Here is a 16,044-nt window from a genome sequence, read left to right as displayed (position 1 = left end):
AATGATATGATTTAATAATAATTTTATACTTTTTTTAATTGACCTATCTTAATCATGGTGCTATTATTGTTTTCACATGTTAATAGTTAACAATGTTAAGTAAATAGAAAATATAAAATGTAAAGAAAGGGAGGTGAAAATGATGCAGGGTTGTGGAAATGAAATATTTTCCATATTTAATCGTTTTCATCGTTTGAAAATCTCATCCATTCTGCCGGGGGTCTCATCCGTGGAAATGGGAACCTTAAAGACCATCGAGCATTGCCGCAAAGAAAAAGAGATGGCTACCAAAGAGACAGATGCCAAAGAGCCGGATAGCAAATCGATAGATGCAAAGGTTACGGTATCGGAAGTGGTACGTTATATGCGTGTGGCAGCACCGGCGGTGTCCCGGACACTTCGTTCCCTGGAAGAGAAAAATTATGTCGAACGTATGGTGTGTGAGGGTGACCGGCGGAATGTTTATGTGAGAGTAACTGAGGAAGGAAAAGAGGTTTTAAATGAATGCAACCGGATTTTGAGTGAATTATTAAAGTCGGTTACGGAGAAAATGGGAGAAGAAGATATGAACCGGCTGATTGGCTATCTGAATAAATTAGAGCAGACAGCAGAGCTTGAGATTGAAAAGAGAAGACAGTTGAAACAGCAATTAAAATAGAAATATTTTATAAATAATATAGAAAAGGAAGGAACAGGAAAGATGCGGAAACTATTTAAAAATATGCTCCCGTACTGGCATATCATCGTGGTAATATTTCTCCTCCTTGGAGTGCAGGCTTATTGCGATTTGTCGTTGCCACAATATACATCCGATATCATCGATGTAGGAATCCAGAATAAGGGAATCAAACATATTTTGCCGGAAAAGATGCCGGAGGAAGAATATCAGCTGGCAGAACTTTTTATGACAGATGGTGAAAAGGATACTTTTGAAGCGGTCTATGAAAAAAAAGATGATACTTATGTATGTACTGCGGATAAAGAGACATTAGAAACATTGGATGATGAACTACTGACACCAATCGTACTGACTTACCGTATGGCAAATATGAGTGAAACGGATTTTAAGAATACGATTGCGGAAGCATTGGAGCAGAATCCGCAGAACCAGATTACCAAAGAAAGCTTAGATGAGATGTCCATTGAAGAAATCGGACAGATGATGCAGATGGAACTGACCACATATGAAGCGGAAAATGATGATGGCGAAATGGTAACTTATGTGGATATGCGTCCGATGATGAAGCAGCTGATTGCAAGCGGTGCAATGACGCAGGATGGTATAGCACAGTCCAGAGAATATATGGAAAATATGATAGATTCTGTGGGAAGCAGTACCTTACATGCCATGGGAACAGCATATGCAGCATCCTGTGACGAAAAGGCAGGACTTGATGTGGAGCATATCCAGAAGAATTATCTCTGGTCAGAGGGTGGAAAGATGGCAGCTATGTCATTACTCATGCTGGCAGTTGCAGTGGTAGTCGGATATCTTGCATCCAGAGTCGGCGCAGGAGTCGGAAGAGACTTAAGAGAGAAAATCTTTGGTAAGGTAGTAGGCTTTTCCAATACTGAGATGGATAAATTCTCTACCGCTTCCTTAATTACAAGAAGCACCAATGATATTCAGCAGATTCAGTTTGTAACAGCAATTATGCTTCGAATGCTTTTATATGCACCAATCATCGGAATTGGTGGAATTTATAAAGTATTAAAGACCGGAGCACATATGGAATGGATTATCGTAATGGCAGTACTGGTAATTTCCGGACTGGTTATGGTGTTGATGTCCATTACACTTCCGAAGTTCAAAATAATGCAGAAGTTAGTGGATGCCCTGAACTTAGTATCCAGAGAGATTCTTACGGGACTTTCCGTAATCCGTGCTTTTGGAAGAGAAAAAAAGGAAGAAGAGCGGTTTGATGAAGCAAACCGGAATCTTACCAGAACACAGTTATTTACCAACCGTGTCATGACTTTTATGATGCCGGGCATGATGTTTATTATGTATGGAGTAACCATACTGATTGTCTGGGTATCGGCACATCGTATTGATGCCGGACAGCTTCAGGTAGGAGCAATGACCGCATTTATTACTTATACCATGCAGATTGTTATGGCATTCCTGATGCTTACCATGATGTCTATTATGCTGCCGCGTGCCGGTGTTGCAGCAGACCGGATTGATGAAGTTATTACTACAAATTCTTCTATTATAGAAAAGGCAGAAAAAGAAACAATTGAAAAACATACCGGAAAAGTGGAATTCCATCATGTAAACTTCCGTTATCCGGGTGCGGATGAAGATGTACTGGAAGATATTGATTTTACAGCAGAACCGGGAAAGACAACAGCGATTATCGGAAGTACCGGCTGTGGAAAGTCAACGCTGGTTAATCTGATTCCGAGATTCTATGATGTAACAGCCGGTAAGATTACCTTAGATGGTGTGGATATCCGGAATTTAAGCTTAGCTGAATTAAGAGATGAAATCGGATTCGTACCACAGAAGGGAATTCTATTTTCAGGAACCATTGCATCCAATCTGAAATTTGGCAGACCGGAAGCTACGGAAGCAGAAATGAAAGAGGCTGCAGAGATTGCACAGGCAACAGAATTTATTAATGAAAAGCCGGAAAAATATGACAGCGGGATTGCACAGGGTGGAACGAATGTTTCCGGTGGACAGAAACAGAGATTATCCATCGCCAGAGCAATCGCAAAGAATCCGAATGTTTATATCTTTGATGACAGTTTCTCTGCACTTGATATGAAGACCGATGCGGCACTGCGTAAAGCATTGGAGTCAAAAACAAAAGAAAGCAGTGTAATTATCGTGGCACAGCGAATCAGTACCATTTTACATGCCGACCAGATTCTTGTATTGGATGAAGGTAAGATTGTCGGAAAAGGTACTCATGAAGAATTATTACGGGATTGTGAAGTATATCAGCAGATTGCACAGTCACAGTTATCCGCAAAGGAATTGGGATTAGAAGAGGGAAAGGAGGAAAAATAACATGAGTAATGAGCAAAGTTATCGTGCACCACGTCGTAGAGGTCCGGGAGGACCAATGGGCGGTGGAATGATGCCGGGTGAAAAAGCAAAAGATTTTAAGGGCTCTTTCCGGAAACTTCTTTCTTATATTGGAAAATATAAAATTGGAATTGTTGCAGTTATGATACTTGCAATCTGTTCTACCGTATTTTCAGTATTAGGACCAAAGGTAATGGGTAAAGCTACTACGGCATTGGCAGACGGTCTGATGAATAAAGTAGCAGGAACCGGTGGAATTGATTTTACACTGATTGGAAAGATATTATTATTTACTCTTGGCTTATATATTATCAGTGCGGTATTCAGCTTTTTTCAGGGGTTTATTATGACTGGAATCACACAGAAAATCTGTTATCGTATGCGTAAAGAGATTTCTGAAAAAATCAACCATATGCCGATGAAATATTTTGAAAGCAGAACTTATGGGGAAGTTCTTTCCCGTATTACCAATGATGTGGATACTTTGGGACAGAGCTTAAATCAGAGTGTGACACAGATTATTACCAGCGTGGCAACCATTATCGGAGTGCTTGTGATGATGCTTTCTATTTCACCACTGATGACACTGATTGCATTAGTAATTCTTCCGATTTCAGCGTTGATGGTTTCGGCAATTGCAAAATTTTCACAGAAATATTTCCGTACCCAGCAGGAGTACTTGGGACATATTAATGGACAGGTGGAAGAGACTTATTCCGGACATTTAGTTATCCAGGCATTTAATAAAGAAAAGGAAACCATAAAACGGTTTAATGATACAAACCATGTATTATATGAGTCTGCCTGGAAATCCCAGTTTTTATCCGGAATGATGCAGCCGGTTATGGTATTTGTCGGTAACCTTGGCTATGCAGGCGTGGCAATTTCCGGTGGAATGCTTGCAATTAACGGAACAATCGGAATTGGTGATATTCAGGCATTTATCCAGTATGTAAAGAGCTTCACTCAGCCAATCCAGCAGATTGCACAGGTCATTAACCAGGTACAGTCCATGACCGCAGCTTCGGAACGTGTTTTTGAATTCTTAGGTGAAGAGGAAGAAGACCAGACCACAGAAAATGCAGTGGAATTAAAGGATGTTCGTGGAGAAGTAGAATTCTCCCATGTGCATTTCGGATACAATCCGGATCAGATTATCATTAATGATTTCTCAGCAAAGGTAGAACCGGGACAGAAGATTGCCATTGTAGGACCAACCGGAGCAGGTAAGACTACCATGGTGAAGCTGCTGATGCGTTTTTATGATGTCAACAGTGGAAGCATCAGATTAGATGGTAACGATATCAGAAACTATAACCGCCGGGAGCTAAGAGATGCCTTCGGCATGGTACTTCAGGATACCTGGTTATTTAAAGGTACTATTATGGAAAATATCCGTTACGGAAGACTGGATGCCACGGACGAAGAAGTTATTGCAGCAGCAAAAGCAGCCCATGCCCATCATTTCATCCAGACACTGCCGGGTGGTTATAATATGGAATTAAATGAGGACGCCAGCAATGTATCCCAGGGACAGAAACAGTTGCTTACCATAGCCCGTGCCATTTTAGCAGACAACCGGGTATTGATTTTAGATGAAGCAACTTCTTCTGTTGATACCAGAACAGAGCACAGAATCCAGAAGGCTATGGATAACCTGATGAAAGGAAGAACAAGTTTTATTATTGCCCATCGTCTGTCTACCATTCGTGATGCTGATCTGATTCTTGTTATGAAAGATGGTGATATTATTGAACAGGGAAATCATGAAGAACTGTTACAGAAGAATGGTTTCTATGCACAGCTTTATAATTCCCAGTTTGAAGAAGCTTCTTAAATAAAACCTTTGATTTTTTTATATAGATGTGTTAGTATAAATAAGCTGCAACCGTAGTCTAATGGATAGAACGTCAGACTCCGACTCTGATAATGCGGGTTCGATTCCCGCCGGGTGCATTTTATAATTTATATTAACACATTTTTTTGCGGGATTTATGTCCCGCAAAACTTATAAGAAACGTTTTTCATTATTTACACGGGCAGCTCACAAAGCATGCTTTTTTGGGGGGTCACGGGTAAGGTTAGGAGGACAGATATGAAAGCGTCAGAAATCAAAGAAAAAATGAGTAAGATATCAAAGAATGATATAAGTAGTTTCTTTCAGAAGAACTGGAAATATTTTACTGCAGTAATATTATTTGTTGTATTGGCAGTAGTAATGATAAAATTCAGCAGTGGAAATAAAGATAAAGATAATGGACTTTCTACGGAACAGAGTACCGAATCAGAGAGCTTTCAGGTAGATGCCGTTCCGGAAATCAATACCCTGATGCAGAATTATTACAATGCATATGCGGCAGGTGATCTGGCAACATTACAGACCTATGCAACACCTGTTTCCGAGAATGAACAGAGCCTGATTACCATGATGTCACAGTATGCAGAGAGTTATCAGAATATCAAATGTTATACCAAGTCAGGATTAGAAGCAGATTCTTATCTTGTCTGTGTAACGCTGGATTTGAAATTCGCAGGAGTAGATACTACAGCACCTGGTATGGAGTTCTTCTATGTAAAGAAGAATGAGCAGGGAGCACTTTATATTGATAACTTATACAGCAGCTTTAACCGTCATTATAAAGAACAGCCGACCGATAATAATGTGGAAAACTTAATCAGTAGTTTTGAAACACAGGAAGATGTCATTGCATTACAGGCAGAAGTACAGGCAAATTATGAAAAAGCAATTGCTTCAGATGAAAATCTTTCTAATATGGTAACGGTTACAATTGCTGATGCATATAATGCATGGGCAACAGCAATCGCACAGGCACAGCAGCAGCCGGCAACGGAAGAACCGGCAACAGAGGAGACACCGGCGGAACCAGAGGCACCGGTGGAACCAGAGGCACCGGTGGAACCAGAGACACCAGCTGAGCCGGAAGTGACAACGGAGACGGTATATACACTGGATAAAGTAAATGTCAGACAGGAACCGAATGAGTCCGGAGCATTGCTTGGAACAGTTGAAAAGGGAACTGCACTGACAAGAACCGGTACGACAGAAGATGGATGGAGCAGCATTGATTACAATGGTACACCGGCATATGTAAAGAGTGACTATGTTTCAACAGAAGCACCGGCACAGGAGCCGGCGGCAGACACCAGCGGAATCGCAGCGGGCACTAAGATTACATTAACCAATACGGTTAATATCCGTTCCTCTATGAGTGAGACCGCATCCAAGGTTGGAGTTGCTTATGCAGGAGATTCTGTTACTGTTCAGATGAGCTATGCAGAAGGGTGGACAAAAGTCACCTGGAAAGATAAAGAAGGATATGTTAAGACAGAGTTCTTAAAATAATAAATAGATGGAGGTCTTAGGACCTCCGTTATTTTTACTTTACAGGAAATTGCTTTCCTGTAAAGTAAAAAACGCTCCGCGAGGATGCACCAAGACACATTCTTTGTTCCGCGGGCAGCGAGAAAATTTACACAGGGTGAAAATATCGATGGAAGAAAACGGAGTCAGAATCAATAAATTTTTAAGTGAAGCAGGATATTGTTCCCGGAGAGAAGCTGACCGTCTGATTGAGCAGGGACGCATTACGGTAGATGGAAAAGTTCTTTCTGTTGGCTGTAAGGTGATGCCGGGACAGCGGGTGCGCGTAGATGGAAAAGAAATAAAAAAAGAAGAGGAAATGATTCTTCTTGCATTTAATAAGCCGGTGGGCATTGTCTGCACTGCTGCAAAAGACGAAAAAGACAATATTGTTGATTATATTCATTATCCGAAACGTATTTATCCGGTAGGAAGACTGGATAAAGATTCCCAGGGACTTATATTATTGACAAATAATGGGGATATTGTAAATAAGATGATGCGTGCCGGGAATATGCATGAAAAGGAATATGAAGTTACCGTAAATCATGACATAACGGAGACATTTTTAAAGAAAATGTCCGGGGGAGTTCCACTGGAAGAACTTGGTGTGGTTACAAGACCATGTGCAGTAGAAAAACTGGATGTGCGTAAATTCCGAATCATATTAACCCAGGGGTATAACCGGCAGATCCGCCGGATGTGTGAGTATTGCGGATATAAAGTAGTAAAATTAAAGAGAGTCCGCATTATGAATATAGAACTGGGCAGTCTCAAAAAAGGAAAGTACCGCAGAGTAACGGCGGAAGAGTGGACTGAGCTGAACCGGCGCATTTTAAATTCCAGCAATACAACAGTAATGCCAAAATAGATTGAGGGTAAGGAGCATATCCATGGATGAGAAGAAGAGAATCGAGGAACTGGTAAAAAAGTTAAATGAGGCGTCCGAAGCATATTACAATGGACAGGATGAAATTATGTCAAACTATGAATGGGATGGCATGTTTGACGAACTGACCCGGTTAGAAGAAAAAACAGGATATATTCTGCCGGAAAGTCCGACACAGAATGCCGGATTTGAGGAAAGCAATGGTGAACGGGAAGCGCATGAATATCCGGCACTTTCCCTTGCCAAGACGAAACGGATTTCTGATTTACAGGTGTGGGCGGGAGAAAGACCGGTCTGGTTATCCTGGAAACTGGATGGATTAACATTGGTAGTAACTTATGATAACGGAAAACTTGTTAAGATTTTAACAAGAGGAAATGGAACCGTCGGCAGCAATATCACATTTATGAAGGATGCCATTGAAGGGATTCCTAAGACTGTAAAATATAAGGGACATCTGGTAGTCCGTGGCGAAGCGGCTATTACCTATACAGATTTTGAATTAATCAATGATACCATTGAAGATGATAATGAAAAATATGCCAATCCGAGAAATCTTGCATCCGGCACTTTAGGTCTGGATAAGAGCAATCTTGATAAAGTAAAGGAACGCCATATTCATTTTTATGCATTTACACTGGTGCATCTGGATGAAACAATGTCATCCTGGGGAGAACGGATGGATTATCTTGAGAAGCTTGGATTTACGACAGTAGCACATGAATTGACCGATGCGAAAGGGTTGGAGGAAGTTGTAGAACGCTGGACAAAGAAGGTAGAAGATGGTGAAATGGATATTCCGGTAGATGGACTGGTTATCTGTTATGAAGATAATGATTATGCCCAGACCGGTAATGTTACCGGACATCATGCGTCAAGAGCCGGTTATGCGTTTAAATGGCAGGATGTCTCTGCGGAGACCACATTAAAATATGTAGAGTGGTCCTGTGCGGCATCTACCATTTCTCCGGTAGCAGTATTTGAGCCGGTTGCACTGGAGGGAACCACCGTAAGCCGCGCCTCTCTTTGCAATATCAGTGAAATGGAACGTCTTGGAATCGGAGAAGATGGGAAGACAACACTTGATATTATTAAAGCAAATAAGATTATTCCAAAATGTATCGGCGTAAAGAAAAAGGAAGGAACTTTTACGATTCCGGAATTCTGTCCGGTATGCCATGCCAGAACGGAAATCAGAATCAGTGAACACAGCGGAACAAAGACTTTACATTGTACGAATCCGGACTGTACCGCAAAGCATGTAAAAAAATTCAGCCGCTTTGTCAGCAAGCCTGGCATGGACATTGACGGATTGTCCATACAGACCATGCTAAAGTTTATGAACTTAGGATATATCCATTATTTTGAAGATATTTATACACTTAAAAATCATGCGGATGAAATCCGCTCTTTAGACGGATTTGGCGAGAAATCCTGTAACAATATGCTGCAGGCAATTGAAAAGAGCAAAAACGTTGATCCGGTACATTTTATTTATGCACTATGCATTCCGCAGATTGGCACCGATGCAGGAAAGAAAATGATTGCTGCCCTTGGCACAGGAGGTTTCTTTCAGAAACTGCATGCAGGGGAAGGATTTGAGGATATTGACGGAATCGGACCGGAGCGTTCGACTTCCATGCTGGACTGGTACAGACAGAATCAAAACCGTCATACGGTAGCTGCATTAGAAGAAATATTAAACATTGCGGAAGTAGAGCCGAAGGTGACAGAGGGAGGAACCTGTGAAGGACTTACCTTTGTCATTACCGGTGATGTCCATCAGTTTAAAAACCGTACCGAATTTAAAGAGTATGTGGAGAGCCAGAACGGCTCTGTTACCGGCAGTGTTTCTAAGAAAACAGATTATCTTGTGAATAATGATATTGAATCCACATCATCAAAGAATCAGAAAGCAAAGAGTCTTGGCATTCCGATTATTTCTGAAGATATGTTTGTGGAACGTTTCGGAAAGTGAATTGCATATTGAAGTATTCGTAAAATTAAGGTATTATGAAATGAGATATGTGTATATGATGAAAAGAGGTTAGATAATATGCCGATTAAGATAATGAGCGATTTACCGTCCAGAGAGATTCTGGAAAGGGAAAATGTGTTTGTTATGGATGAGGGAAGAGCAGAACATCAGGATATCCGCCCAATCCGGATTGGAATACTGAATCTGATGCCATTAAAAGAAGAAACGGAACTGCAGTTGCTGCGTTCACTTGCAAATACACCATTACAGGTTGATGTTACCTTTTTAACGGTATCATCCCATGAATCAAAGAATACATCCATGAGTCATCTGAATCATTTTTATCAGACAATGGATGAAATCTGGGATGAGAATCTGGACGGACTGATTATAACCGGAGCACCGGTAGAAACCATGGAATACGAAGAGGTGGATTACTGGAAGGAAGTCTGTGATATTATGGAGTGGTCTAAGACCCACGTAACATCAACCCTGCATTTATGCTGGGGCGCACAGGCTGCTCTCTATTATCACTATGGTATCCCAAAATATATGCTGGATGAGAAAATGTTTGGAATTTTCGAACATCAGGTAAAGAACCGCAAAGTACCACTGGTAAGGGGATTTGATGACCGCTTTATGGCACCGCATTCGAGACATTCCGGAATCCGTAAAGAGGATATTGAGAAGGTAAAGGATATTACCATTCTTGCAGAATCAGAAAAAGCAGGTGTATTTCTGGCAATTGCCAATGAGGGACGCAAAATTTTTGTAATGGGACATCCGGAATATGACCGTTATACATTGGATGAGGAATATAAGCGTGATCTGCAGAAAGGGATGGATATTGCCATGCCGGAGAATTATTATCCGGACAATGATATCAATGCAAAACCATTACTGCAGTGGCGTTCACACGGTAATATGTTATATGCAAACTGGCTGAATTATTATGTGTATCAGCAGACACCATATGATTATATCAATACCAGAAAAATTGTGGGAAAATAAGCAGATTTCTTTTTGGAAAAAGGCTTAAGAAAATACAGGGGGCACAATGAAAACGGAGAAAAAAGGTGTAGAGGGACAACTTGATATTTTCGAAGCAATGAATCGTGCAGCAGATGCCATAGACCGGATGGTGGAAGAAGACCAGAAGAAAAAGAAGGCATCCGGAAATAAAACGGAATCCGGAGAGAAGTCTGCAAAAGCTGTAACCGGGCAGAAGAAAAACAAAGAGGATAAAATCATCCGTGGCTGTGATATGCATGCATCCATGCAGAAGACATTTCTAAACCCGGAAGACGGCGATTTTGCCATGATTGCTTATATTGACTACAACAAGGTTTATATCAGGGAATGGAATTCCCCGGCAGCGTTATATACTTTCGAAGAGTCAAAGAAGGCTGTGGATTTTTATATTGACAAACTGACGAAGATAAAGGCGGCAGGGATGGCAGAAGAAACAACAGAGCAGGAACCGTTCAGTGATGTAAAATATCTTTCAGATAATATTTATGCAGAGTGTGAGGGATAAGAATGGAGCATTTAGTATATTACGATATTGCGGCTGCATTTGTTCTTCTGACTGCATTAGTTGCGTATCATTTAAGAAAATACAGTGACAATTTTCAAAGCAGGGTATACCGCGTAATGTTGTATGCTCTGCTTGTCGTGTCTACCAGCGACTTTTTACTGTTCTGGAAGGAAATCACTTTCGGAAAAACAGGAACTACAGTCCTGCTCTATATCTGTATTTTAGGGCAGGTTGTGGCAGCGGCAGCTTATCTTTTGTATATTCTGTGCCTGACAGGAAGAGTGGAACGCTTTATCCGGAAGGAAAAGGGATGGTTGTTTGTACCGGCCTGGATTGTAATCGCATTGCTGGTAGTACAGTTATTTATACCATATCTTTTTAAAGTGGGAACGGATGGCAGCTATCAGAGACAGAATGGAATTATGTTATTCTACCTATGTATGATTTATTTTTATCTGATGGGGGAAGTGTTTCTGGTTCGTTTCCGAAAACGGCTCAGCTTTGAATTATTATTCTCTACGACTGTATTTGCAGTTGTAAGTGTGTTTACACTGGTGCTTCATATTGCATTTCCGGGTTTCCGGTTTCAGTTTTTTGGAATGGCAATGTGCGTACTTTTATATCTGATTTCTTCGGAAAGACCACAGGAATATACGGTGCCGGAGCTTGAAATTATGAACCGGAGGGCATTTTTAAAAGAGTCAGAGGAACGCCTGTTAGGAAGTGAGCGTTTTCCGATGCTTGTCATTAAAGTGCATAATTTAAAGGTGATGCGGCAGACATTGGGAAATGATTCCGTCAATGAATTCCTGAAGGAAATGGCGGCATTTTTTCGTAAGCTTATCGACAATTCACGTATTTACCAGTTTTCACAGAGCGTATATGTGCTGGCGTTAGACCGGAAGAAGAAGGATATTGATTCTTCCTTACTGATCCGGCAGATTCTGAACCGGTTTGAACAGCCATGGCATTCCGGCAGTGTAGAGACAAAATTCCGGATTCATATCAGCAGTATTGTGTGTCCGCGTGATACGAATAATCTGAATGGATTAATTGACTATATCCAGTATATGCGTTCAATATCATCTGAAAATGGAAATGTAGTATTAAAGACTGCTGAGATGGATATTGACCGGCCAAAGAGGGAACTTCGTATCCGGAAACTTTTGAATGATGCAGTAGACCATAAAGGTTTCGAAGTCTTTTACCAGCCGATTTATTCGGTGACAGAAAACAGAATCGTATCTGCGGAAGCACTGGTCCGGCTGAAAGATCAGAGTATGGGCTACATTTCTCCGGAAGAATTTATTCCGATTGCAGAAAAGAGCGGAATGATTATGCAGATTGGAGAATTTGTATTTGAGACAGTCTGTCGTTTTATCCAGGAAAAGCAGCTTACGGACTATGGCTTACAGTATATAGAAATAAATCTGTCTGTGGTGCAGTGTATGCAGGAAAATCTTGCCGAGAGGTTGACGGAAATAATGAAGAGGTATCATGTAGCACCAGCCCAGATCAATCTTGAGATTACTGAGACAGCGGCAGCCCATAGTGATATGTTGGAAAACAATATCAAGATACTGCATAAGCAGGGCATTGAGTTTTCTTTGGATGATTATGGCTCGGGATATTCCAATACGGATTATCTGTTCCGGTTTCCATTCCGTATCGTAAAAATTGATAAAACCATTCTGTGGGAAGCATTTAAAAATGAAAAGGCAATGATTGCATTGCGTAATACTATCCGCATGATTAAAGAACTTGGGCTTGAGATTGTGGTAGAAGGAGTAGAAAACCAGGAATATGTAGATTATCTGACAGAACAGCACTGTGATTATCTGCAGGGATATTTTTATTCCAAGCCGATTCCGGACAGAGATTTCTTAGAACTTTTACGCAGGGAAAATGCACAATATTATGCGGAAAGGTTTTCAAAAAATGAATTATCTGATATAATAACCACATAATATTTTTGTAGGAGGCAAAACGATGGCAGATAATAGAAAAGTTGTTAAAATAAAAGAAGATAACCTTGGGGAAGTACATGTGGCAGATGAGGTTGTTGCTATTATTGCAGGACTTGCAGCAACAGAAGTAGAAGGAGTTGCATCCATGGCTGGCAATATTACCAATGAACTGGTGAGCAAACTTGGAATGAAGAATTTATCTAAGGGTGTTAAGGTAGAAGTGGCAGAGAAAACGGTCAGCGTAGAAGTAGCTTTAAATATTTCTTATGGTTATTCTATTCCGGAAGTATCTGAGAAGGTACAGGAGAAAGTAAAATCTGCAATTGAGACTATGACAGGATTATCCGTAGCAATTGTTAATGTCAGAATTGCAACGGTTGACATGAAAAATACGAAATAAAACTTTTGTGATAACCGCAGATGTAGTATAATAAAGAATGCTGTTAAAGCATTCTTTTTTATAGTTACATGGAAGACCAATAATGAAAGGATACAACATGAGCAGGAGAGAAATCAGAGAACAGATATTTAAAATGTTATTCCGTGTGGAATTTCATAGTGAGAAGGAATACGAAGAGCAGATGAATCTGTTTATCGAAGAGAATGAACCGATTGAGAAGCCGGATGAGAGTTATATTGAAGACAAATTTAATAAGATTATTGCTGTTTTAGAGGAAATCGATAAGATTATCAATGAATCATCCAAAGGCTGGAAAACAACCCGTATGGGCAAAGTTGATCTGACCCTGATTCGTCTTGCTGTATATGAGATGAAATATGAAGAGGATATTCCAACCGGAGTAGCCATCAATGAAGCAGTAGAACTGGCAAAAAAATATGGAACAGATGATTCACCGGCATTTATCAACGGAGTATTGGCAAAAATCGCATGATAAAGAAAGTATATGGGGTAACCCAGATTAACCGATACATCAGAAATATGTTTGCCCAGGATTTTGTCCTGCATCAGGTATGTGTGAAGGGTGAGGTATCGAATTGTAAATATCATTCCTCCGGTCATATTTATTTTACTTTAAAGGAAAATAACAGTGCCATCAGTGCAATTATGTTTGCCGGTAACCGGGGTGGTTTATCCTTTCGTATGAAGGATGGCGACAAAGTCGAGGTAACAGGTTCTATTGAAGTATTTGAACGTGATGGCAGATATCAGATATATGCAAAAGAAATTACACTTGCCGGTGCAGGGGATTTATATGCCAGATTTCTTCAATTGAAACAGGAACTTGAGGAAATGGGCATGTTTGCGGAAGAGTATAAAAAACCGATTCCGCAGTATGCCGGACGTATTGGAATTGTTACAGCACCTACCGGGGCTGCAATACAGGATATCCGTAATATTGCTGCACGAAGAAATCCTTATGTGCAGCTTATTCTATATCCGGCACTGGTACAGGGTGAGGGTGCCAAAGAAAGCATTGTAAATGGGATTCATGCATTGGATGCCATGCATTTGGACATTATCATTGTGGGGCGTGGTGGTGGCTCCATAGAGGATTTATGGGCATTCAACGAAGAAATTGTTGCAAGGGCAATTTTTGAATGTGAAACACCGGTTATTTCTGCAGTGGGACATGAAGTGGATTACACCATTGCGGATTATGTGGCAGACTTGCGGGCACCGACTCCGTCTGCAGCGGCAGAACTTGCGGTATATGACAGGAATCAGATGTTACAGCGGATACAGACTGACCGGGTACATCTGATGCGCAGCATGAAGAGTAAAATTGCTGTGATACAGGGACGCATGGAGACACTGAAGGCAAGATTAATGCAACAGAGTCCTGTATATCGTCTGAACAGTCAGAAACAGTATCTGGGGGAATTACAGCTTCGCTTAGAGCATAGCATGACACAGCAGTTAGATAAGAATAAGGCAAGACTTCGGATGTTAGCCCAGCATTTCGATGATATTTCGCCATTGAAACGATTGGGACAGGGATATGCATATGTTTCTGACAGCCGGCAGAATGGTTTAAAAAGTGTTTCACAGGTTTCAAAAGGAGAACAATTGCAGATCAGTGTAAAAGACGGAACCGTTAAGGCAAGAGTAGAAGAAATCATATGCCAGGAGGAAATCGGAAGATGACAGATTATACAATCAATGAAAATGAGACAGATAATATAACGGAAAAAAAAGAAAATGAGAATTTAGAGGATTTATTTGCAGAAGTGGAACAGCTGATTGCACATATGGAGGAAGACATTTCTCTTGATGAATCCTTTGTCTGCTATGAGCAGGGCATGAAGAAGCTGAAACACTGCAGTGAGCGGATAGATTCGATTGAAAAGAAAATGTTAGTGTTGAATGAACAGGGAATGCTGGAGGAATTTTAATGGATATGACAGCAGAGCTTACAAAGCGGACAGAACAGATTGAAAACATCATAAAAAAATATCTTCCGGAGGAAGAAGGCTATCAGAAGCAGGTAATTGAAGCCATGAATTATAGTTTTCTTGCAGGAGGAAAGCGGTTAAGACCAATGCTGATGTTGGAAACTTACCGCATGTTTGGTGGAAAATCAGAGGTAATTGAGCCATTCATGGCAGCCATTGAGATGATTCATACGTATTCTTTAATTCATGATGATCTGCCGGCAATGGATAATGATGAATACCGCCGCGGACGAAAGACAACGCATATTGTCTATGGAGAAGCTATGGCAATTCTTGCCGGGGATGGTCTTTTGAATTTTGCCTATGAGACAGCATTGACAGCATTACAGACGGAACAGACGCCTAATGTGGCAAAGGCATTGCTTGTATTATCACAGAAAGCCGGAATTTATGGTATGGTAGGGGGACAGACCGTAGATGTGGAAACGGATAAAACACAGTCTGTTACCAGAGACCAGTTAGATTTTATTTATAAATTAAAGACCAGTGCTTTGATTGAAGCGTCTATGTTAATCGGTGCAATTCTTGCAGGTGCCACGAAAAGCGAGCAGAAGATTATCGAAGAGGCGGCATCAGAGATTGGTCTGGCATTCCAGATACAGGATGATATTTTAGATGTTACCGGTAATCAGGAAGTGCTTGGAAAACCGGTTGGCAGTGATGCCAAAAACGAAAAGGCAACTTATGTTACATATGAGGGATTGAAAAAAGCACAGGAAGATGTGAAACGATATTCAAAACATGCAGTGAATTTATTAGAATCACTGGTGGTAAAAAATGAATTTCTGATTCATCTGGTAGAATATCTGATTCATAGGGAAAAATAAGAACTTCAGAAA

Annotated in this window: 14 protein-coding genes and 1 tRNA gene; all 15 read left to right on the top strand. The window is 40.8% G+C overall.

Annotated features, from left to right (window positions below; translation table 11 throughout):
- Positions 1–139: 139 nt before the first annotated feature.
- The 15 genes from DW059_RS09270 (at position 140) to DW059_RS09200 (ending at position 16,032) form a co-directional block, all read left to right on the top strand.
- The gene (locus DW059_RS09270; protein ID WP_117698590.1) at positions 140–658 is read left to right on the top strand and encodes a MarR family winged helix-turn-helix transcriptional regulator; all 519 of its coding nucleotides are present in this window, start codon (positions 140–142) and stop codon (positions 656–658) included.
- Between the two features lie 42 nt (positions 659–700).
- The gene (locus DW059_RS09265; protein WP_117698589.1) at positions 701–3,019 is read left to right on the top strand and encodes an ABC transporter ATP-binding protein; all 2,319 of its coding nucleotides are present in this window, start codon (positions 701–703) and stop codon (positions 3,017–3,019) included.
- 1 nt (position 3,020) lies between these two features.
- Positions 3,021–4,874: an ABC transporter ATP-binding protein gene (locus DW059_RS09260; protein WP_117698588.1), complete on the top strand. Its 1,854-nt coding sequence runs from the start codon at positions 3,021–3,023 to the stop codon at positions 4,872–4,874.
- Positions 4,875–4,921: 47 nt separating this feature from the next.
- A tRNA-Arg gene (locus DW059_RS09255) sits at positions 4,922–4,993 on the top strand.
- A 139-nt stretch (positions 4,994–5,132) separates the two neighbouring features.
- Positions 5,133–6,401: an SH3 domain-containing protein gene (locus DW059_RS09250; RefSeq protein ID WP_117698587.1), complete on the top strand. Its 1,269-nt coding sequence runs from the start codon at positions 5,133–5,135 to the stop codon at positions 6,399–6,401.
- A gap of 148 nt (positions 6,402–6,549) precedes the next feature.
- Complete coding sequence (locus DW059_RS09245; protein ID WP_022243238.1) at positions 6,550–7,290, top strand: pseudouridine synthase; 741 nt, start codon at positions 6,550–6,552, stop codon at positions 7,288–7,290.
- A gap of 22 nt (positions 7,291–7,312) precedes the next feature.
- Positions 7,313–9,286: an NAD-dependent DNA ligase LigA gene (gene ligA, locus DW059_RS09240; protein WP_117698586.1), complete on the top strand. Its 1,974-nt coding sequence runs from the start codon at positions 7,313–7,315 to the stop codon at positions 9,284–9,286.
- Between the two features lie 78 nt (positions 9,287–9,364).
- Entirely contained in the window at positions 9,365–10,297 is a 933-nt protein-coding gene (metA, locus tag DW059_RS09235; RefSeq protein WP_022243236.1) for a homoserine O-acetyltransferase MetA, read from the top strand.
- A gap of 46 nt (positions 10,298–10,343) precedes the next feature.
- On the top strand, positions 10,344–10,823 hold the full coding sequence (locus DW059_RS09230; RefSeq protein ID WP_117698585.1) for a hypothetical protein: 480 nt from the start codon (positions 10,344–10,346) through the stop codon (positions 10,821–10,823).
- Positions 10,824–10,825: 2 nt separating this feature from the next.
- A complete protein-coding gene (locus tag DW059_RS09225) occupies positions 10,826–12,790 on the top strand; it encodes an EAL domain-containing protein (protein WP_117698584.1) in 1,965 nt (654 codons plus the stop codon).
- Between the two features lie 22 nt (positions 12,791–12,812).
- The gene (locus DW059_RS09220; protein WP_022243233.1) at positions 12,813–13,190 is read left to right on the top strand and encodes an Asp23/Gls24 family envelope stress response protein; all 378 of its coding nucleotides are present in this window, start codon (positions 12,813–12,815) and stop codon (positions 13,188–13,190) included.
- A 97-nt stretch (positions 13,191–13,287) separates the two neighbouring features.
- The gene (gene nusB, locus DW059_RS09215) at positions 13,288–13,683 is read left to right on the top strand and encodes a transcription antitermination factor NusB (protein ID WP_197420811.1); all 396 of its coding nucleotides are present in this window, start codon (positions 13,288–13,290) and stop codon (positions 13,681–13,683) included.
- Positions 13,680–14,897: an exodeoxyribonuclease VII large subunit gene (gene xseA / locus DW059_RS09210; RefSeq protein ID WP_117698582.1), complete on the top strand. Its 1,218-nt coding sequence runs from the start codon at positions 13,680–13,682 to the stop codon at positions 14,895–14,897. Before nusB ends, xseA begins: the two co-directional genes overlap by 4 nt.
- Positions 14,894–15,145 (top strand): exodeoxyribonuclease VII small subunit, encoded by a 252-nt coding sequence (xseB, locus tag DW059_RS09205; RefSeq protein ID WP_117698581.1) that lies wholly within the window; start codon positions 14,894–14,896, stop codon positions 15,143–15,145. Before xseA ends, xseB begins: the two co-directional genes overlap by 4 nt.
- Entirely contained in the window at positions 15,145–16,032 is an 888-nt protein-coding gene (locus DW059_RS09200; protein WP_117698580.1) for a polyprenyl synthetase family protein, read from the top strand. Before xseB ends, DW059_RS09200 begins: the two co-directional genes overlap by 1 nt.
- Positions 16,033–16,044 lie beyond the last annotated feature (12 nt).

This window comes from Roseburia sp. AF42-8, from assembly GCF_003435965.1.
Lineage (GTDB): Bacteria > Bacillota > Clostridia > Lachnospirales > Lachnospiraceae > Roseburia_C > Roseburia_C amylophila.
This window is presented reverse-complemented; position numbering and strand designations above follow the sequence as displayed.